Source organism: Lactiplantibacillus songbeiensis, from assembly GCF_005405125.1.
GTDB lineage: Bacteria > Bacillota > Bacilli > Lactobacillales > Lactobacillaceae > Lactiplantibacillus > Lactiplantibacillus songbeiensis.
This window is the reverse complement of the sequence record NZ_BJDL01000012.1, coordinates 20352-41519: the sequence shown is the minus strand read 5'-3', so window position 1 is coordinate 41519 and position 21168 is coordinate 20352. Positions and strand designations below refer to the sequence as shown.

Below are 21168 nucleotides of genomic sequence, written 5' to 3'. Positions count from 1 at the left end.
TACGACTCGTAAATTCTAGGAGGATTTTAACATTGGCTAAATTAATCGTTTCAGATTTAGATGTTAAAGATAAAAAAGTTTTAATTCGTGTCGACTTTAATGTTCCTATTAAAGATGGCAAGATTGGTGACGACAACCGGATCGTCGCTGCTTTACCAACGATCAAATACGTTAGCGAACATGATGGGAAAGCCATCTTGTTCTCACATTTAGGTCGGATTAAGAGTGAAGACGATAAGAAGGGTTTGAGCTTACGTCCAGTTGCTGAACGTCTCTCAAACTTATTAAACAAGCCTGTTACCTTCGTACCAGTTACTGAAGGCGAACAACTTGAAACGGCTATCAACAACATGAATGACGGTGACGTCTTAGTTGTTGAAAACACGCGTTTCGAAGATGTTGTTAATGGCGAACAAGTTAAGCGCGAATCTGGTAACGATCCTGAATTGGGCAAGTACTGGGCTTCACTTGGTGATGTTTACGTTAACGATGCCTTTGGTACTGCTCACCGTGAACATGCCTCAAACGTTGGGATTGCCTCAAACATGGACAAAGTTGCCGCTGGTTTCTTAATGGAAAAGGAAATCAAGTTCTTAGGTAACGCGGTTGACAATCCAAAGCACCCATTCGTTGCAATCTTAGGTGGTGCCAAGGTTTCTGATAAGATCGGTGTTATCGATCATTTGATCGACAAAGCTGACAAGATTATCATCGGTGGTGGGATGACCTATACGTTCTATGCTGCTAAAGGCATGGGCATTGGTAACTCATTAGTTGAAAAAGATAAAATTGATTTAGCTAAGTCAATCATCGAAAAAGCTGGCGACAAGTTGGTCTTACCTAGTGACTCAGTTGTTGCTGAAAAGTTTGACAACGATGTTCCTAGCAAGATCGTTGACGGTTCAATTCCTGATGGCTACATGGCCTTAGATATCGGTCCTAAGTCTATCGAAGAATTCGAAGCTGTTTTACGCGATGCTAAGACGGTTGTTTGGAACGGACCAATGGGTGTCTTCGAAATGAGCAATTATGCTAAGGGGACCCTTGAAGTTGGTAAGTTCTTAGGGACTTTATCTGACGCAACGACCATCGTTGGTGGTGGGGATTCAACTGCCGCTGTTAAGCAACTTGGCGTTGGCGACAAGTTAACCCACATCTCAACTGGTGGTGGCGCTTCACTTGAATACCTTGAAGGTAAGACTTTACCTGGTATTGCTGCTATTTCTGAAAAATAATCTGTTCTCCGAAAGGAAGGTCTATCGTGCGTACACCTATTATTGCCGGTAACTGGAAAATGAACAAAACCGCTAGCGAAGCTTTAGCTTTCGTTAACGCGGTTAAGGATCAATTACCTGATCCTGCTAAAGTTGAATCAGTCGTTGCTGCTCCAGCCCTTTTCTTACAAGAAATGGTCGAAGCTGCTAAAGGTACTGATTTAAAGATTGCTGCTGAAAATGCTTATTTTGAAGATGCTGGGGCCTTTACTGGTGAAACTTCACCAGCTGCTTTAGCTGATTTAGGCGTTGACTATGTCATCATCGGCCATTCAGAACGTCGTGGCTACTTCCACGAAACTGATGAAGACATCAACAAGAAAGCACATGCTATCTTCAAGAACAACATGTTGCCAATCATCTGCTGTGGTGAAAGTCTTGAACAACGTGAAGCCGGCGAAGCCGAATCATGGGTTTCAGGCCAAATCAAAGCTGCTTTGAAGGGCTTATCAGCTGACCAAGTTAGCTCATTAGTTCTTGCTTACGAACCAATCTGGGCCATCGGTACTGGTAAAACAGCTACTAGTGACCAAGCTGAAGAAATCTGTGCCGTTATTCGTAAGACGGTTGCTGATCTTTATTCACAAACGGTTGCTGACAAAGTTCGCATTCAATACGGTGGTAGTGTAAAACCTGCTAACGTTGTTGATTTGATGAGCAAAGCTGACATCGATGGTGGCTTAGTCGGTGGTGCTTCAATGCAACCAGATTCATTCTTGGAATTAGTTAACTACCAAAATAACTAATTTTCATTGCAAGTTCAGTCACAACTTTCTATAATAGGTTGTGAACCTATTACAAGCAAAATTAAGGAGAGAAATTAATGTCTATTATTACAGATATTTATGCTCGCGAAGTCTTGGACTCACGTGGCAACCCAACTGTTGAAGTTGAATTATATACGGAAACTGGCGCATTTGGCCGTGGTATCGTTCCTTCAGGTGCCTCAACTGGTGAACATGAAGCCGTTGAATTACGTGATGGCGACAAGAGCCGTTTCATGGGCAAAGGTGTTACTAAAGCCGTTGACAACGTAAACAAGTTGATTGCTAAAGAAATCGTCGGCTATGATGTTACTGACCAACGTGCTATTGATCAAGCAATGATCAAGTTGGATGGTACTCCTAACAAAGCTAAGTTAGGTGCTAACGCTATCTTGGGTGTTTCTATCGCCGCTGCACGTGCTGCTGCTGACGAACTTGAAATGCCATTATACAACTACCTTGGTGGTTTCAATGCGCACGTCTTACCAGCACCAATGATGAACGTTATCAATGGTGGCGCACATGCCAACAACGACGTTGACTTCCAAGAATTCATGATCATGCCTGTTGGCGCTTCTTCTGTTAAAGAAGCTGTCCGCATGGGTTCAGAAACTTTCCATAACTTGAAAGCTATCTTGAACGAACGCGGTTACTCAACTGCCGTTGGTGATGAAGGTGGTTTCGCTCCTGACTTGAAGAACAATGAAGAACCATTCGAAATCTTAATTGAAGCTATCGAACGTGCCGGCTACAAGCCAGGCAAAGATATCTCAATTGCCTTCGACTGTGCTGCTTCTGAATTCTATAACGAAGAAACTGGCAAGTACGACTTAAAGGGTGAAGGCGAAAATGGGAAATCATTTACTGCCGAAGAATTCGTTGACTTACTTGACAGCATCGTTGACAAGTACCCAATCATTTCCATCGAAGATCCTTTGGATGAAAACAACTGGGAAGACTGGCAAATGGCTACCGAAAAGCTTGGTAAAAAGGTTCAAATCGTTGGTGATGACTTGTTCGTTACTAACACTGACTACCTTGCTAAGGGGATCAAGATGGGCGTTGCCAACGCTATCTTAATCAAGGTTAACCAAATTGGTACTTTGACTGAAACTGTTGAAGCTATCGAAATGGCTAAGCAAGCTGGCTACACTGCCATCGTTTCACACCGTTCTGGTGAAACTGAAGACACGACCATTGCTGACTTAGTTGTCGCAATGAACGCTGGCCAAATCAAGACTGGTTCAATGAGCCGTACTGAACGGATTGCTAAATACAATCAATTAATGCGGATCGAAGACCAACTTGAAAGCACTTCAGAATACAAGGGTCTTAACGGTTTCTATAACTTAAGTGAAGACGCTCGTAACACGATTGCTAGCAAGTAATCAGACGATTGTCGAAAAGAGTCACTCTTAGGAGTGGCTCTTTTTATGTGCAGCAAATTCAGTTTTTTGAACTAAAGCTCAAAAGAAAAAAGTTACCAGCTAACTGATAACTTGATGCTTGGCATGCGCTGCCTAAACACGTTGGGGTCTAGGGGCTGTCTAATAGATACATCTCTAGTCTAGGCCGTTTTGACAGCAATGTCAACGCTTACAATTAGTGAGTGGTTACACAAGCGCCGAACTCGCAAGCCAGACGTGGTTTTAGCGTGATTGATTGAATTTTTTGATGAACTTATTTAGAATAACTATTGCTTTTTAGCATTGAAAAATATCAAAAAAATATATAAAAAGTTTTTTACTGATTTTTAAAATTAGGAATGCCTAATTGACGGGCTTAAGCACTTTTGCTCATTAATGCACTTGTAACGCGGCTTGACTTAGTTTGTGAATATCGTTTGACTTATGGTTTAGCTAAGTTGTATGATGTGTTTGTCAACGAGGGAGATAACCTTTCGCCCAACTGACGAATGTCAAAAATATTGTAAATTTATATGACATAAGTTGAGTCAGAGAAGTCTGGTCGGCGCTGAGAGAGGTCCATTGGCATAATGGACTTAATTAATTCGATTAATTGCAAGCGCTTACTAATTGAGGTATCCGATTTGACAACATAAATCTAAGGAGTGACGTTGTCATGAGTAAAATTAAAGCAGCTACAGCCGGTTTAAAAGTTTTAGAAGCATGGGGTGTTAAAAACATCTATGGGTTACCTGGTGGGTCATTTGATTCCGGGATGCAAGCCATTTACGAACGCAGAGATACCTTACATTATGTCCAAGTTCGCCATGAAGAAGCTGGCGCCATTGCCGCTTCCGCTGAAGCTAAGTTAACTGGTAAAGTCGGAGTTACCTTTGGGTCAGCTGGCCCTGGTGCGGTTCATTTGTTAAATGGGTTATATGATGCCAAGCATGATCACACCCCAGTGGTTGCGATCATCGCCCAAGTCCCAACTAAGCGGATGAACGTGGACTTCTTCCAAGCTATCGATGAGGAACCAATCTTTGACGATGTTTCAGTTTGGAATCGGACCGCAATGACTGCGGAATCAATCCCACAAATGTATGACGAAGCGATTCGTCAAGCATACAAGCATAACGGGGTTGCCGTTGTCACGGTACCAAAAGACTTAGGCTGGACTGAAATTGAAGATAAGTTCCAACCAACGGCTAATTTATATCAACAACCAATCATGCCAGAACCAGATCCAAAGCGGATTGATGAAGCTTGGGACTTAATCAAAAATGCCAAAGCCCCATTAATCTACTTCGGGATTGGTGCTAAGCATGCTAGCAAAGAATTGAAAGCGGTATCGGAAAAGTTCCATATGCCAATGATTTCTTCCGTTTTAGCGAAGGGCATTGTGGAAGATGAATATGAAAATTATCTTGGCTCAACTGGTCGGGTTGCGCCTAAGCCTGGCGTTGAAGCTGGATTTGCTAATGATTTAATCCTCTGGGTCGGCAACGATGTGCCATTTAGCATCTTCTTAATCAACCCACGGGCTAAAGTCATTCAAATCGATATTGACAGTGAAAAGCTCGGCAAGCGTCATCATGTTGATGTGGCCATCTTAGCGGATGCTAAGAAAGCCTTAAAAGCTTTAGCTGACAAGGGTACTGAATTACCTGAATCTGACTTCTATAAAGCTTCATTACTGAATCGCAAGAACTGGCGCGACTGGCAAGATAGCTTTGCTAATGACGACAGCCAACCACTTCGTCCAGAACCAGTCTTTGATCAAATCAACAAGTTAGCTAGTGATCGGGCCGTCTTCGGGGTTGATGTTGGGAATGTTAACATTAACTTCATGCGGTTGATCAACTTGCATGGTGATCAAAAGTGGACTACTTCTGGCCAATATGCAACGATGGGTTATGGGATGTCTGCTGCGATTGCTGCGAAGACGTATTACCCAGACCGCGATGTTTATAGTTTAAGTGGTGATGGTGGCTTCGCGATGCTTTGCGAAGAACTCTTAACTGAAGTGAAATACAACTTGCACATCATTAACTTCGTCTTCAGTAACGAAACGTTAGGCTTTATTGAAGCTGAACAGACTGATGACAGTAAACAACCATTATCTGGGGTTGATTTGATTGATACCGACTGGGCTAAAGTCGGCGAAGGTATGGGCGCAGTTGGCTTCACCGTTCGGACCTTAGATGACTTAAAGGATGCTTTAGCTAAAGCTCAAGCAACTGACAAGCCAGTCTTGATCGATGTTAAGTTGACTCACGAGATGCCATTTACGACGGAACACATGGCTTTGGAAACCAATAAGTGGACGACACAAGCCGATGTTGATGCCTTCACTAAGAAGTATCAAACTAAGGGCTTACACCCATACGGTTACTTCTTGGACCAAGTCACTAAATAAATTGTGGATGTAAATTAATTAGCAACGCTACTCGAAATTTGGGTGGCGTTGTTTTTTTGGTTAGCTGAGTAAAAATTGTCGCTGTGGTTTGGCTGATTGGGGGAAATTTGATAGTTGGCTAAAATTGCCACTCTGGTTGGCCCAACGTTAATTAACAGGAATTAAAAATTAATGATTGATTGTTTTCAGTTCAGTCATTTAGAAACCAACCGGCAGGCGGCGATTTCAGTTAGTACCAAATGTGGCTAGTTATGGGGTTAGAATGGTTAATTAATTTTCGTGTTTAATTAGTGTGAACTTAACCAACCTGTTTTCGATAAATTAGGCTGTAACCATGGTAGATACTTGGGTGTATAGGTGACATTTGTGACCGTTTTGTTTGCAGACTTTGATGGGCTTGAAACGATGGTTCAAAGGGCTTAAATCGGATAAAAGATTGGGTCGAATTGCGCTACAGTTCTAGTAATGGGGACAGTTATAGTCGAGCTAACCCAAAACGGTTCAACCGAAATGGCAAAAAGTCTTCCTAGCATTAATCTGAAGGCCACCGCCGTCAGAATTTGAATGTCGTGGTAAAATAAGCATACGAGCATTTAAAGGAGAAATGAAAATGGATTATTTCCAACATCAACTTAATCAATGGGCGGACTGGCAAGCGGTCCAGACATCAACGGCGAGTTTCGAACCATTGATTCGGCAAATTTATGCCAGTGAAAATGAGCCATTTAAGGCCCTTGAACCAGTTAAAAGTGATTTTGCAGCGGTCTTTCAAGCCGGTGGCCTAAACGTCGCCATCTTTCCGCCAGCCAATGTGGCACCGAATACCCGGGATCGTTATCAAACAGAACGGTTTAGTTTAACGCGATTACAACGGTTATCAGTGGCCGTGCCGACTTTAAAACATGCAGGATTTATTTTTGACGCTTATCAATTTTATTATGTCATTTATCAGCCACTACTAGGGGTGCCGTTGACTAATTTTAAGACGACGGCCAAACCGTTAGCAAAACAAACGTTAGGACGCCAAATTGGTCAAGCACTCTTGCAACTCAATCTTGATGTGACTAGTTTCAATCAGGTCGATCAAGCAGCAGTTAGCAACCACGCTGATTGGGGGCAACTAGGACCAAACTTTGCCGCCGAACGCACGGCGTATTTAGCGGCGCATCCAGTCGTGCCGAATCAATTGGTGCATGGACATTTGACCGGTGACAATATTATCGTGACGACTGGTCAAGTCGGCTTTCAACATTTTCAAACGGCGATTCAAGCACCGAAAGCAGTCGAACTGGTGCCACTCGTGTTATCAGCGTTTGCGTGTGATCCTGATTTTGTGGCCGGTTTGCAGGCTGCTTTAGGTACCGCTGACTTAGTCGGTGATGTGATACTGGGCTTGTTGTGGCGCGCGGATGGACCAAAGTGGATTCAACAGTTGCTAGGTTCTACGCCAGCGACCTTGGCCGCACTACAGTCGGTTCTGACAACACAACTCAATGGAAAGTGAGGGTCTAGGTTGAAAGTGAAGCATCAACCCATTAAACGACATCTGGATTTAACCCGGTTTAATGAAATTGGGCGCGGCTTATTAGTTGGCCTCGTTGCCGGTGTCGTGGTTAGTATTTTTCGGTATTGTATCGAACGTGGGCTGACACTGGTACAGTGGGTCTACAGCCAGATTAACGCGACCCCTTGGCTAGTCCTCCCATGGATTGGTCTAAGCCTACTAGTCGCCTTTCTGGTCGGTCTCCTGGTCAAGCAGACGCCAGATATTAAAGGCTCAGGGATTCCGCAAGTTGAAGGCCAATTAGCTGGGGAATTGGATTATCAGTGGTGGCCGGTTTTATGGAAGAAATTTGTTGGCGGCATTTTAGGGATTGGTTCTGGCCTATTCCTTGGTCGGGAAGGGCCATCGATTCAGTTAGGAGCCACGATTGGTCAAGGCTTTGCTGAAACCACGCATCAGACCGGGGCGGATCGGCGTTCTTTGATTGCTGGTGGGGCGGCCGCCGGGTTGTCCGCGGCGTTTAATGCCCCAATTGCCAGTACCTTGTTTGTGTTAGAAGAAGTTTATCATAATTTTTCACCGATTATTTGGACTACGGCCTTGGCCAGCGCGATTGCTAGCAATTTTATTTCTTTGAACTTCTTTGGCTTAGTGCCAGTTCTGCACATTCCCTATGCGCAAACTTTGCCGTTAACCCAATATGGTAATTTAATTGGTCTGGGAGTCTTTCTAGGAATTCTGGGCTATCTTTATCAAAATGTGACGCTGACAATGCCAAATTGGTACGCTAAGTTGCGATTGCCAAGTTGGTTGAATGGCATCGTACCGTTCATGTTAGTGATTCCGATTGGGTTATGGTGGCCACAATTTCTTGGTGGCGGGAATGCCGTTATCTTGAATTTAGCCAAGTTGCCACCAATTTTGACGGCTTTAATTGGTATCTTCGTGTTACGATTTGTCTTTTCAACCGTTTCATACGGTTCCGGCTTACCCGGGGGCATTTTCTTGCCGATTCTGTCATTAGGGGCCATTTTAGGCGCTATTTATGCGCAAACAGCTGTCGCCTTGGGGTGGATGCCAGCACAATATGTGACGAACTTTATCATTATTGCCATGGCTGGTTATTTTGCCGGGATTGGTAAAGCCCCATTCACAGCGATTTTACTGATTACCGAAATGGTTGGCACCTTACAGCATTTAATGCCATTAGCAGTAGTATCACTGACTGCCTACTTGGTCGTTGATCTTTTAGGTGGTGCGCCAATCTATGAGGCGTTGTTGGAAAAGTTGACTCAACCGAAGCGGCGCGAATATTGCGGCGTGCAAGATCGATTGGAAGTCCCAATCTTTGAAGGCGCTGTGATTGAAGGCCACCAGGTGCGTGATTTTCAATGGCCGAAAGAATCGCTGTTAATTGCGATTCGGCGGGGTGAACGTCAGGTGATTCCACATGGCGATACGTTAATGCGTGCCGGCGATACCTTAATTATCTTAACGGATCGTAATAATCGCGCCTGGGTCCGCCAGCAAATTGACCAGTTAACCGCTAACACACCAGCACCAGCTTTAGAAAAGAAGTAATTCAGCACTGGACTGGAAAAGTAAGCCCAAATATGTTAAATTGTTATAGACATAGCGGACTCTTTAGGAGGACATTTTTTTGTATAATACATTAATGACGATAATTTTAATCGTTTCCATCATCATTATCGTGGCGGTAATGATGCAACCATCTAAGACAAATGATGCCATGTCTTCATTAACCGGTGGGGCTGACGACTTGTTCGCCAAGCAAAAGCCTCGTGGGTTTGAAGCCTTCATGCAAAAAGTGACCGTCGTACTCGGAATTATTTTCTTCGTCGTCGCGCTCGCTTTAGCTTGGTATTCATCGAAGTAACCGACCGTCCTCCTGTGATTTCAGGAGGCTTTTTTTTAAGGCAGGTGTTTAAGGGTGCTCAAACAACCGAAACCTTTTTTCTTTGAACATGGTGATCAAGTCGTCATCTTGTTACACGCGTATTCAGGGAGTGCTAACGATGTCCGCATGTTAGCTCGGGTTTTAGAGCGGGCCAATTATAGCGTCTACGCCCCTCAATTCACGGGACATGCCACGGATGATCCGCGTGATATTGTCACGCAAGGCTCACCAGCTAAGTGGTGGGAAGATACGCAACGCGCAATATCATTTGTGCGTCAAAAAGGCTATACTAAAGTTAGTATTTTCGGCTTGTCTTTGGGTGGCCTATTTGCCACGTTGGCCTTGGCCGATGATCCAGCACTATTGGGCGGCGGTATCTTTAGTTCGCCAGTTTTACCAACAGCAACCACAGCAGTCGCGGACATGTTTATCCAGCGTAGCCAACAGTTGCTGGCGCGTCAGCACTTAGATCCGACGACTCAAGCCCAAATTTTAACTGACTTGAAGCCCGCGGTGGCGGCCCAGTTAACGGCAGTTGGTCAATTCACCAAAACGGTGATTCAACCCCAATTAGTGCATTTGACCCGGCCGTATTTTATCGCGCAGGGCGGTCAAGATGCCTTGATTGATGCTACGGGAGCACCACGTTTGCGGGATCAATTGCAGGCACAGGGACTACCTGTTGACTATCATTGGTATCCAACGGCTGGTCACGTCTTAACGGTTAATACGGCCCACCATCAATTAGAACAAGCGGTTTTAACCTATTTAAAAACGATTTATAAATAAACTATTAAAAATGAGGTAAATAATGTCAGAATCTAACTTACAAGAACAAATTCTTACTTTCTTGCAAAGTCATCCCGACCGTAGTTACAGTGTGGAACGGTTGAGTGATGAATTGCATTTTACAGGATCAACCGCGTTCACTTTTTTGGTCAAAGAATTGGCTAATATGGAGCGTAAAAAATTAGTCACCACTGATGATCATGATCAGTTCAAGATTGTACAAGAAACGAAATTAGTCGATGGCTCTTTCCATGGAAATGACAAGGGCTTTGGTTTCGTGCGCTATGATCCCGATTTGCCTGATATCTACATTAATCCGGACAATACGATGTTTGCATTTACCGGTGATGACGTGCAAGTCGAAATTATTCGGCCAGCTCGGCCCGGTTCTGATCGTGGTCCTGAAGGTAAGATTGTCAGCATTACGCAACGGAACTATTCTCAAATCGTTGGTGCTTTTGTACCTAGCCATGAGAACCCTGGTTTCATTGGTAAAGTTGAAATCAAAGAAAAGAAACTTTCTAAATATGAATTATTAATTACTGATCAAGGTATTCATCCGACTGAAGGGGAAGTCATCATTGCTGAAGTTTCAGCATATCCGGATGCGCAAAATCCAACGCGGATTGTTGGGATTGCTAAGCAAGTCATCGGGAGTGTTGATGATCCTGGGATGGACGTCTTACAAGTGGTCTACCAACACGAAGTACCATCTGTCTTTCCAGAAGAAGTCACTGATGAAGCTAATCGCATTCCGGACTATGTCACGGAAGAAGATAAAAAAGGTCGCGTGGATATTACCGATCAACCATTGGTCACTATTGATGGCGCCGAATCTAAAGACTTAGATGATGCTGTTGTGGCTTGGCGCTTACCGAATGGTAACTTCCATTTAGGGGTGCATATCGCTGATGTGAGTCATTACGTCACTGAAAACTCGGAATTAGACCGCGAAGCATTCAAACGTGGGACATCTGTTTATTTAACTGACCGGGTTATTCCAATGTTGCCACGGCGCTTATCAAACGGTATCTGTTCTTTGAATCCTGATGTTGAACGGTTAGCAATGAGTTGTGAAATGGAAATCGACCAAGAAGGCCATATCGTCAATCATAAGATCTTCCAAAGTGTGATTAAATCGCATGCACGGATGACTTATGATGCCGTTAACCAAATCTTGGAAGCCCATGACCCTAAGACTCGTGAAAAATATGCTGATTTAGTTGATATGTTTGATGCGATGGGCGATCTACATCGAATTCTCTATAAGAACCGTCGTCATCGTGGGGCGATTGACTTTGATGATAATGAAGCCAAAATCATCGTTGATGAAACCGGCCATCCAATCGATATCCAATTACGGGTACGGGGATTGGCTGAACGGATGATTGAAAGCTTTATGTTAGCGGCCAACGAAACGGTTGCCAAGCATTATAGCTTACTCAAGGTGCCATTCATCTACCGGGTCCATGAGACACCGGATGCTGATCGGATGTTGAGTTTCTTTGAATTCGTCACGACTTTTGGTGTTAATGTCACCGGTTCTTCCAAAGATGTTAAGCCAAAAATGTTACAAGATGTGTTGAAGAAGGTTGCGGGCAAACCAGAAGAAGCCATGGTTTCAGTCATGATGCTGCGGAGTATGAAGCAAGCACGGTATGCTGATGAATCCTTAGGTCACTTTGGGTTAGCAGCGCAATACTACACCCACTTTACGTCACCAATTCGGCGTTATCCGGATATGATGGTCCATCGTTTGATTCGCCATTATGCCGAAAATGGCACGGGCGAAGCAGCTCGGGCCAAATACCGGGATAACTTGCCCAACATTGCGGAAACCACTTCTGACAATGAACGGCGGGGGATTGCCACTGAACGTGACGTTGATTCAATGAAGAAAGCCGAATATATGGCCGATCATGTTGGCGAGAAGTTTGACGCTGTGATTGATTCAGTCATGAAGTTTGGATTATTTGTTGAATTGGAAAACACGGTCGAAGGGCTTGTGCATATCAGTGTGATGGACGATGACTATTACGAATATGTTGAAAAGCAACTTGCTTTAGTTGGTCGGAAGACCCATCGGACCTTTAGAATCGGGCAACCAGTTAAAGTACAATTAATGCGGGTCGATAAAGATCAGCGTGAAGTGGACTTTAAGTTGCTTAATCCTGAAGAAGCACCAAAGACTGATTTATTACCAAAACAAGAACATCGGGATAACTATCGCGGTAACAATCGTCGCGGCGGCAATGGCAACTATCATCGTAACGGTGGCAACAACAATCGTAATGGTAATAGCGGCAATAACCGCAATGGCAATCGCAATAGTAATGGCGGTTATCGTGGTAACAATAACCATCGTAGCACGACTAATACAAATAATCGGAACCATAATAGTAACAATAACCACAGTAGTCAAAATCGTCGGTCCAGCAACGATAACCGGCGTTAATTTAAGTAAACGTTAGGGGGTGTGCGGCAATGGCCAAACAACACGGTAAACATCCAGATACCGCCCTCGCGCAAAACCGGAAGGCGCGGCATGACTATGCCGTTGAGGATACCTATGAAGCGGGGATTGCTTTGACGGGGACTGAGATTAAGTCCGTCCGTGATCGTCGTGTTAACTTGAAGGATGGGTATGTGCAGATTCGTAATGGTGAAGCCTTTATGATGAATGTGCATATCAGCCCCTTTATGGAAGGTAATCGATTCAACGTTGATCCATTACGGAACCGGAAGCTATTACTTCACAAAAAAGAGATTCGCAAGATTGGCGATGCCACCACAACCAAAGGGGTTACGATTATTCCTTTGAAGATGTATCTGAAGCATGGCTTTGCGAAAGTCTTAATCGGGGTCGCTCATGGGAAACGTGAATACGACAAACGGCAAGATATTAAGAAGCGCGAACAACAACGTCAAATTGATCGCGTGATGAAACATTATTAATAACAGTTTGATTGAAGCATTCAGGACTTGTTAGTCTTGGATGCTTTTTTTGCGGTTAAGTCACAGACTAAGCTATGCTTGCTTGGTGCCAGTTGGATTAAGTTGCCGCTCTGGTTGGCCCAGAATCGGCTGGAACGTGGTGTCATTGGCGTTCCAGTGTTTTAAGAACCGACCAGCAGGCCGCAATTTCAACTAGTACCAAGCGTAAGGCCAATAAATAATTAACTTGCATTAAATGTAGGCAGCAGGTTTAGATTAAGCACTGTGTCAAACTGTCACCGGTTAATGGCAAAATCAAAAAACTGAAAAAACGCAAATTAAGCGGCTTTTCCTCGTTTTCTTCGTTCACTGACCATATTTGCTTAAGAAAGTTAAGTAAACTCAAAATGATACCGCAATCATTAAAATAAAATTAGAAAATAATTATAATTTGTGTTGGTGTGAATTCATAATCTATGTTATATTTTATGACATACCGTTGAGGTAGAACGAATTAGGAGGGTCTCATCATGAAGAAATGGCAAGTTGCTGTTGTCATGGTATTGGCTGCACTTGGCAGTTGGTTCTCACTTGGAGCCACTGCGCATGCGCAGACTTATACCATCGCGACGGATACCACGTTTGCCCCGTTTGAATTCCAGGCTAAGGGTGGTAAATATAAAGGTATTGATATTGATATTTTAAATGCGATTGCTAAAAAAGAAAACATCAATTATAAGTTAAAAGCAATCAGTTTTGGGGCCGCCGTCCAGCAATTAAGCGCCAATCAAGTTGATGGGGTCATTGCCGGGATGAATGTGACGCCCGAACGGCAAAAGACGTTTGATTTTTCTAAAGCTTACTATACATCTGGGGTCGTTATGGCTGTTGCTAAAGATAGTAAAGTCAAAACGTTCAAAGATTTAAAGGGCAAGACCGTGGCCTTGAAGACCGGGACAGCCGGCGCCACTTATGCCAAGTCGATTGAAAGCAAGTATGGGTTCAAGATTAAGTATTTCAACGAATCAAACAACATGTATAATGATGTTAAAGTCGGTAACTCCGCGGCTTGTTTTGAAGATTATCCGGTCATGTCTTACGGGATCAAAAACGGGATTGCCTTGAAGATTGTGTCGAAACAATATGATGCCGGGGATTATGGCTTCGCCGTTAAAAAAGGCAAAAATGCCGAACTGTTAAAGAAGTTTAACGCCGGGTTAGCCGCAATTAAAGCGGATGGCACCTATAAGAAAATTATTGATAAATATTTACATTCTAGTGAAGCATCCTTAACTGGCGAAACGGCCAGCAGCCGGACCTTTATCGGGCTCTTTACACAAAATATTGGAACGATTGGTAATGGGCTGTGGATGACGTTGGAATTAACGGTTATTTCTATTATTTTAGCCACGGTTATGGGTGTGATTTTAGGGGTCTTAGGCGTGATGCCAGGTAAGCTAGGGCCAGCCATTTCTAGCACGATTATTTACATCTTCCGAGGGATGCCACTAATGGTTTTGGCGTTCTTCATCTATATTGGGTTCCCTGATTTGATTGGGCATGGGTTTAAGATTCCAGCGTTTATCGCTGGGATGATTACCTTAATGCTGAATGAAGGGGCGTATACCGGGGCCTTTGTTAAAGGGGGCTTTAAAGCGGTTGATGATGGTCAGATGGAAGCCGCCCGTTCATTAGGGTTACCATACTGGACCGCAATGCGTAAAGTTATCATGCCACAAGGAATTCGGATCATGATTCCATCATTTATCAACCAGTTCATCATTACCTTAAAGGATACCTCGATCTTGTCAGTTATCGGGATTGTTGAATTAACTCAGACTGGGACGTTGATTATTGCGCGGAACTTTGAAGGGTTCAAGATTTGGTTAATGATTGCGATTATCTACTTGATTCTGATTACCTTATTGACTTGGTTATCTAATTGGGTTCAAAGGAGGATGAACTAAACATGGCAAAAGTTGTGGTTAAAGATCTACACAAAAGTTATGGCGACAATGAAGTTTTAAAGGGCTTGAATCTTGAAGTTGAAGATAACGAAGTCGTTTGCATGATTGGGCCATCCGGTTCTGGGAAGAGTACCTTCTTACGGTGCTTGAATGACTTGGAACTACCAACACAAGGCCAAGTTATTATTAGTGGTTATGATTTGTCAGATAAAGGCACAAATATTAATTTAGTGCGTGAAAATATTGGGATGGTCTTCCAACATTTCAATCTATTTCCGCATTTATCAGTCTTACAAAATATTACGTTAGCGCCGGTTCAGCTCAAAAAAGCGTCCAAAGCCGAAGCTGAAAAGACAGCACGGCACTTGTTGGATGTTGTTGGATTAGCGGATAAGGTCGATGCGATGCCGAAATCTTTATCTGGTGGGCAAAAGCAACGGGTCGCGATTGCCCGGGCCTTGGCGATGAATCCGAAGATCATGTTGTTTGATGAACCCACATCAGCTTTGGACCCCGAAATGGTCGGTGATGTCTTGGATGTCATGAAGCGCTTGGCGGCTGATGGGATGACGATGATTGTGGTTACCCATGAAATGGGCTTTGCCAAAGAAGTCGCCGATCGGGTTGTCTTTATGGCCGATGGGTTGATTCAAGAAAGCGGCAAGCCGGATGACGTCTTTGACCATCCGAAGAGTCCGCGGTTACAAGATTTCTTGAATAAAGTGATTAATGTGTAAATGCAGGCAATCAAAAAATGAGTTAAGTTCGATGACTTAGCTCATTTTTTTGTGGGGTATAATAGGTGTTGGATTAGTCATCAAATGCCTGCCTGATAAGGGTGCAACGGCACATTGCGCCCTACTTTTTGTTGGCGCAATGAATTCGGGCGAGCTTTGGGATTTCGAATGAAATGGGGGACTGGTACAGTGAAACTATCAGTTGGAAAAAATATCAAAGTACAGCGCACACAGCGAGGGTGGTCGCAACAAGACTTAGCGACGCAGTTATTAATGACGCGTCAGACGATTTCGAAGTGGGAGTTAGGTCGCAGCTATCCAGATCTAGAAAGCTTAGTTCGGTTAAGCCAGTTGTTTGACGTCACGACGGATGCTTTATTAGGATTAACGCCGCCTAAGCCGAAACGATCATTCTTCAGTGTGCTGTTCCATAGGGGGAGTACGGATAATATGAAAGCAGTGAAGTGGTATGCTGGCGGTCACGACCGCGCTGAAGTTGCCTTAGGATTGATTACCGATTTAGTTGCCAATCTCGATGACCAACACGACCAGCCGCTCCGGGAGCTATTGGCATCTTATTATAAAGAATTGATTGATCAACGCTCTGGGTCTAATCTTTACGTCATTACGCGGATGGGGATTGGCCTGTCAAAGTGTCTCCATCAGAATGAAATCGTATTAGATGAGGACAACGAGCGGCGACTCAAAGCGTTGCTAGAGCTAAATAATGTGCGTTATATGTAAGGTTGGGTTAAATTGTAACCGTCACTGAGTCAATATGATTTAAACGGGATTTTAAATCAATTAATCAAGCAAGCAATGAGTCAGTAATAATAGCGCAGGGCGGGCTGGATGATGCTCAGTGGTGTCGTTTCACTTAAGCGAGTGATTCTCTCGATTTAGTGAAAGCCCAGCTTACGAGACCGTTTTTTTGGCTCGTAAACGTGGCCACCACGTTCCAGCATCAATCCAGACCAACCGGAGCGGCAAGCTTCACCAACGACAAGTTATCAAAAAAGTCACCCACAAATTGTGAGTGACTTTTTGGCTATTTCGGTAATGGTAATTTTTCATGCGGGTGTAACGTATAGTTGCTTTCGCCAAAAGTAACATTGTAGCCACTCTTAGGTAATCGCGACCGTTCACGATTAGTTGGCTTTTGCCAGTGATCTAGGATAGCGGCGATACAAATACAAAGTGGTTCGGCACTTTCGTCAGTAATCGCTAATTCAAAGGCCTCACCATTTGACGTGACGACTGGACGCATCGTCATGACGAGTTCGGTACCATGGTAGATTCGGTAGCTTTCAGAATTAAGACTGCCCATAATAATCCAACGTAGCTTGCGCACGAAAATCATTTCATGCCAAAAGCCGAGCGTCTTACTAATTGAGCCGACGTTTTGGCGATTGTAATACAAATCAAACTTCGGCAAAAGGCCAAGTGAGGTTTGTTTAATTTCGGCAAGCAGTTCGCCATGAATGGCGTAGAGACTCAAGGCATCTTGGCGCCGTCCCCAACGGCCAACGAGCAAGTAATGTGATTGGTTATGCCCATCGCGGACGATGCGAGCACCTTTGGCGAAGCTGTTGCGGCTGAAATATAATTTACGCATTTCAAACCCTCATTTCCCGGTAAACTATTGTTGCGCGAGTACTTCCAAGATGGCCTTACCAACGCCATCGTTAACGTTCGTATCCGTTAAATGATTGGCTAATTGTTTAACTTCAACGGATGCATTGCCCATCGCATAGCTGGTTCCAGCTAGTTTAAGCATGGAAACGTCGTTGTTGTTGTCACCAATTGCCATCACGTCACTCATTGGCGTATGCAGCATATTGGCATAACGTTCAACGGCGATCCCTTTTTGGGCGTTGATATTGTTGATTTCAATATTTGACCGCGATGATGAGGTGATCTTGATGGACGAATGTTTAGCCAGTAACTCATCTGAAAGTGGCTGTAGCTTTTTCGGCCCTTCTTGGCTAAAGGCAATGATCTTCATAATATGCTTTTTGGGATCATTCAGTAGGTCATTATAATCATCGACATAGTTAATATCCATCAATTCCAAGCGCGCTGACGCCAATGAAATTGCAATTTTAAAAGATGTATCGGGATTAAGATTGGTTAATAAGTAGGCAATTTCTTCAATACGTTTAACTTTGTTATTGGAATAAACCCCATCAGTTCCCACGACTTCGAAGTAGTAGCCTTGCGCGCTTAAGGTGTGGAAAATCGCCCGTGAAACCGTTTTGGTAATTGGAACCATGTCCAACATTTTACCGGAGGCATCGTACACCTCGGCACCGTTCAAGGTAATGAGGGGCGCTGTGATTCCTTGCGCGGCAATCAACGGTTGGGCTTCAGAATAACGGCGGCCGGTTGAAACGATGAAATGCACGCCTTGTTGCTGGGCTTTTAAAATGGCCTGGGCATTGAAGTCAGAAACCGTCATTTCATTATTCAACAAGGTCCCATCCATGTCAGAAGCAATAATCGAAATCATGATGTCACATCCTTAGTTGTCTTAATAAAACCATTTTAACATGTTTGTCAGCTAATTCAGAATTATTATCATTACTGGTTTTGAGTATGCTACAATAAATCAAGAGGTGTTAAGGATGAAAGCGTTTATTCATACTGATTGGTGGGACGTGCTGGAACCCGAATTCGAACAGCCCTATTACCAGCAATTACATGCTTTTTTAAAATCTGAATATCGGACTAAAAATATCCATCCCGATATGTATCACATTTTTCAGGCCTTTGAATGGACGCCGTTTGCTGATACCAAGGTTGTGATTTTAGGTCAAGATCCGTATCATGGGCCCAATCAGGCGCATGGTCTCAGTTTTTCGGTGATGCCCGGGGTCCAAGTCCCGCCGTCACTGGTCAATATTTATAAGGAATTACAGGATGATGTCGGCTGTACGCCCGTTAACCATGGTTATTTGGAAGCCTGGGCTAAGCAGGGGGTCTTGTTGCTCAACTCCGTTTTGACGGTTCAAAATGGCGTGGCTTTCTCACATGCTGGCAAGGGTTGGGAACGCTTGACCGATGTGGCCATTCAACGTTTGTCAGAACGGCCAACGCCAGTCGTCTTTATCTTATGGGGTAAAGCCGCCCGTTCTAAGATTAAGCTGATTGATACGCAGACCAATGTGGTGTTACAAGCCCCACATCCGAGTCCGTTATCAGCTTATCGCGGGTTCTTTGGCTCGAAACCATTTTCCAAGACCAACATTGCCTTAGAATCCTTTGGCGAACAACCGATCAATTGGCAGCTTCCAGAACACGTTAGTCTCAAAAATTAATTTACTTTTATTGGAGGGTCATCAACATGGATTTATTTACAGCATTAGCACAAAAAATTACTGGTAAAAATCAAACAATTGTCTTTCCCGAAGGTACTGAACCACGGATCGTCGGTGCCGCTGCTAGATTAGCGGCTGACGGCTTGGTTAAGCCAATCGTTTTAGGACCAAGCGCCAAAATTGAAGCGGTTGCGCAGGACTTGAAGGCCGATTTAACCGGTGTGCAAGTATTAGATCCCGCCACGTATCCCGCTGCTGACAAACAAGCGATGCTGGATGCGTTAGTTGCGCGGCGTAAAGGGAAGAATACCCCAGAACAAGCTGCCAAGATGCTCGAAGATGAAAACTATTTTGGGACGATGCTCGTGTATATGGGCCAAGCAGACGGCATGGTTTCTGGCGCCGTTCATCCAACTGGAGATACGGTTCGGCCAGCTTTACAAATTATTAAGACCAAGCCTGGTTCACATCGAATCAGTGGGGCGTTCATCATGCAAAAGGGTGACGAACGTTATGTCTTCGCAGATTGTGCCATTAATATCGATCCGGATGCCGATACCTTAGCTGAAATTGCCACTCAAAGTGCAGCCACGGCTAAAGTCTTTGATATTGATCCTAAAGTGGCTATGTTGAGCTTCTCAACTAAGGGGTCCGCTAAGGGCGATATGGTGACTAAAGTGCAAGAAGCAACCGCTAAAGCGCAAGCAGCCGCTCCTGATGTTGCTATTGATGGTGAAATGCAATTTGATGCGGCCTTTGTTGAAAAGGTCGGTTTGCAAAAAGCACCAGGTTCAAAAGTAGCCGGTCATGCGAATGTCTTTGTCTTCCCAGAATTACAGTCTGGAAACATCGGCTACAAGATTGCACAACGCTTTGGTGGTTTTGAAGCCGTTGGACCAATCTTGCAAGGGTTGAACAAACCAGTGTCTGATTTATCACGGGGCGCTAGTGAAGAGGATGTCTATAAAGTTGCGATTATTACCGCAGCTCAAGGGTTAGAAGCCTAATTTGTTTGTTAAGCGGGAAAAACTTCGGAGCTTGAACTTTGAAGTTTAGCCCGTTTTTTCTATAATAAGAAGAGTTAGTTTGAATGGAGGATTTTGGATAAATTATGGATGCAATCACAGTCACATCGCCAGCGGAAACCATGCAACTAGGTGCTAAACTTGGAAAATTGGTCCAGCCAGGCGATTTAATCTTATTAGACGGCGACCTTGGTGCGGGGAAGACCACGTTTACCAAAGGGTTAGCCCAAAGTTTAGGGATCGACCGCAATGTTAAAAGTCCAACCTTTACGTTGGTGCGTGAATATCATCAAGGGCGTTTGCCACTGTATCACATGGATGTGTATCGACTGGAAGATGGTGGCGCTGAAGATTTAGGCTTAGATGAGTATTTTGATGGTGATGGCGTCAGCGTTGTCGAATGGTCACAATTCATTAGTGAGTTGTTGCCGACGACCTATTTACGGATTGCCCTCAAACGTTCCGGTGATCAAGATGATGACCGAACCATTACGCTCCAAGCCCATGGCAAACACTATCAACAGTTAGCGGATTCGTTAGAGGGGTGAGCAACATGACAGCTGAAGTTGTCGATGTACGCCCAGCGGAAGCTTCCGATGCGGCGCAATTATTAGCATTATTACTGCAGTTAGCAACGGAATCAAACACATTTACGGTCGATGACGGTCTCGGGGAATTGAGTGAAGCCGATGAACGGGCGCAGATTGAGCAGATTACGCGGACCACGACCAATACGATTTTTGTCGCCGTCTTGGATCAGCAGTTGATCGGAGTCGGTACCGTACAAGCCACGGAAGATTTATTAAAGCCTCGCGGAGAGATTGGTGTGGCCGTTTTAAAGCAATACTGGGGCAACGGTTTAGGCACAGCCTTGGTCGAAGAGCTGATTACTTGGGCGCGTGACTTTAGTACTTTAGCGGAACTTTTCTTAACGGTGCAAACGCGTAATACGCGGGCTGTTAAGCTGTATCAGCAACTCGGCTTTAAATCAGTGACGCCGACTGCTTATCAAGTGGTCGATCCTACTGGTGAGAAGGTCTGTGCGATTGATATGGTATTGCCGGTTTAAAGCTGAAGCATGTTTCAATCAAAATAGTCTTAGGATGCCACTCTG

The 21168-nt window shown here is 44.2% G+C and carries 19 protein-coding genes; 17 read left to right on the top strand and 2 right to left on the bottom strand.

The features are described 5' to 3' along the window. Window positions 1–32 precede the first annotated feature (32 nt). From FFM77_RS05195 to FFM77_RS05135, 13 genes are all read left to right on the top strand, one after another. Window positions 33–1235 carry a phosphoglycerate kinase gene (locus tag FFM77_RS05195; RefSeq protein ID WP_137634699.1) on the top strand — a complete coding sequence of 401 codons (1203 nt, stop codon included), beginning with the start codon at window positions 33–35 and terminating at the stop codon, window positions 1233–1235. Between the two features lie 26 nt (window positions 1236–1261). After that, window positions 1262–2020, top strand: coding sequence for a triose-phosphate isomerase (gene tpiA / locus FFM77_RS05190; RefSeq protein WP_137634698.1), 759 nt, complete (start codon window positions 1262–1264; stop codon window positions 2018–2020). A 77-nt stretch (window positions 2021–2097) separates the two neighbouring features. Continuing rightward, window positions 2098–3426, top strand: a complete 1329-nt coding sequence (eno, locus tag FFM77_RS05185; RefSeq protein ID WP_137634697.1) for a phosphopyruvate hydratase — start codon at window positions 2098–2100, stop codon at window positions 3424–3426. 694 nt (window positions 3427–4120) lie between these two features. After that, complete coding sequence (gene spxB, locus FFM77_RS05180) at window positions 4121–5863, top strand: pyruvate oxidase (RefSeq protein WP_137634696.1); 1743 nt, start codon at window positions 4121–4123, stop codon at window positions 5861–5863. Window positions 5864–6473: 610 nt separating this feature from the next. Beyond that, window positions 6474–7367 carry a phosphotransferase family protein gene (locus FFM77_RS05175; protein WP_137634695.1) on the top strand — a complete coding sequence of 298 codons (894 nt, stop codon included), beginning with the start codon at window positions 6474–6476 and terminating at the stop codon, window positions 7365–7367. 15 nt (window positions 7368–7382) lie between these two features. Then, window positions 7383–8948 (top strand): ClC family H(+)/Cl(-) exchange transporter, encoded by a 1566-nt coding sequence (locus FFM77_RS05170; protein WP_171001565.1) that lies wholly within the window; start codon window positions 7383–7385, stop codon window positions 8946–8948. A gap of 79 nt (window positions 8949–9027) precedes the next feature. Next, on the top strand, window positions 9028–9264 hold the full coding sequence (secG, locus tag FFM77_RS05165) for a preprotein translocase subunit SecG (protein WP_137634693.1): 237 nt from the start codon (window positions 9028–9030) through the stop codon (window positions 9262–9264). Between the two features lie 54 nt (window positions 9265–9318). Continuing rightward, window positions 9319–10074, top strand: a complete 756-nt coding sequence (locus FFM77_RS05160) for an alpha/beta hydrolase (protein WP_137634692.1) — start codon at window positions 9319–9321, stop codon at window positions 10072–10074. A gap of 22 nt (window positions 10075–10096) precedes the next feature. Further along, window positions 10097–12529 carry a ribonuclease R gene (rnr, locus tag FFM77_RS05155; protein WP_137634691.1) on the top strand — a complete coding sequence of 811 codons (2433 nt, stop codon included), beginning with the start codon at window positions 10097–10099 and terminating at the stop codon, window positions 12527–12529. 29 nt (window positions 12530–12558) lie between these two features. Further along, a complete protein-coding gene (smpB, locus tag FFM77_RS05150) occupies window positions 12559–13029 on the top strand; it encodes an SsrA-binding protein SmpB (RefSeq protein WP_137634690.1) in 471 nt (156 codons plus the stop codon). 509 nt (window positions 13030–13538) lie between these two features. After that, the gene (locus tag FFM77_RS05145) at window positions 13539–14975 is read left to right on the top strand and encodes an amino acid ABC transporter substrate-binding protein/permease (protein ID WP_137634689.1); all 1437 of its coding nucleotides are present in this window, start codon (window positions 13539–13541) and stop codon (window positions 14973–14975) included. 2 nt (window positions 14976–14977) lie between these two features. Beyond that, window positions 14978–15712 (top strand): amino acid ABC transporter ATP-binding protein, encoded by a 735-nt coding sequence (locus tag FFM77_RS05140; RefSeq protein ID WP_137634688.1) that lies wholly within the window; start codon window positions 14978–14980, stop codon window positions 15710–15712. Between the two features lie 189 nt (window positions 15713–15901). Then, complete coding sequence (locus FFM77_RS05135) at window positions 15902–16456, top strand: helix-turn-helix domain-containing protein (protein WP_137634687.1); 555 nt, start codon at window positions 15902–15904, stop codon at window positions 16454–16456. 304 nt (window positions 16457–16760) lie between these two features. Here FFM77_RS05135 and FFM77_RS05130 read toward each other — a convergent pair whose 3' ends face one another. Then, window positions 16761–17327: an LURP-one-related/scramblase family protein gene (locus tag FFM77_RS05130; protein WP_137634686.1), complete on the bottom strand. Its 567-nt coding sequence runs from the start codon at window positions 17325–17327 to the stop codon at window positions 16761–16763. 24 nt (window positions 17328–17351) lie between these two features. After that, window positions 17352–18221, bottom strand: a complete 870-nt coding sequence (locus FFM77_RS05125) for a Cof-type HAD-IIB family hydrolase (RefSeq protein WP_137634685.1) — start codon at window positions 18219–18221, stop codon at window positions 17352–17354. Between the two features lie 115 nt (window positions 18222–18336). On the opposite strand from FFM77_RS05125, the gene FFM77_RS05120 reads away from it, so the two are divergent. The 4 genes from FFM77_RS05120 to FFM77_RS05105 all read left to right on the top strand — a co-directional run bounded on the left by FFM77_RS05120 (window position 18337) and on the right by FFM77_RS05105 (window position 21123). Further along, window positions 18337–19029 carry a uracil-DNA glycosylase gene (locus FFM77_RS05120; protein WP_137634684.1) on the top strand — a complete coding sequence of 231 codons (693 nt, stop codon included), beginning with the start codon at window positions 18337–18339 and terminating at the stop codon, window positions 19027–19029. 26 nt (window positions 19030–19055) lie between these two features. Then, window positions 19056–20036 carry a phosphate acetyltransferase gene (gene pta / locus FFM77_RS05115; RefSeq protein WP_137634683.1) on the top strand — a complete coding sequence of 327 codons (981 nt, stop codon included), beginning with the start codon at window positions 19056–19058 and terminating at the stop codon, window positions 20034–20036. A 104-nt stretch (window positions 20037–20140) separates the two neighbouring features. Next, a complete protein-coding gene (gene tsaE, locus FFM77_RS05110; RefSeq protein WP_137634682.1) occupies window positions 20141–20602 on the top strand; it encodes a tRNA (adenosine(37)-N6)-threonylcarbamoyltransferase complex ATPase subunit type 1 TsaE in 462 nt (153 codons plus the stop codon). 5 nt (window positions 20603–20607) lie between these two features. Continuing rightward, entirely contained in the window at window positions 20608–21123 is a 516-nt protein-coding gene (locus FFM77_RS05105) for a GNAT family N-acetyltransferase (protein ID WP_137634681.1), read from the top strand. The last annotated feature ends 45 nt before the right edge of the window (window positions 21124–21168 follow it).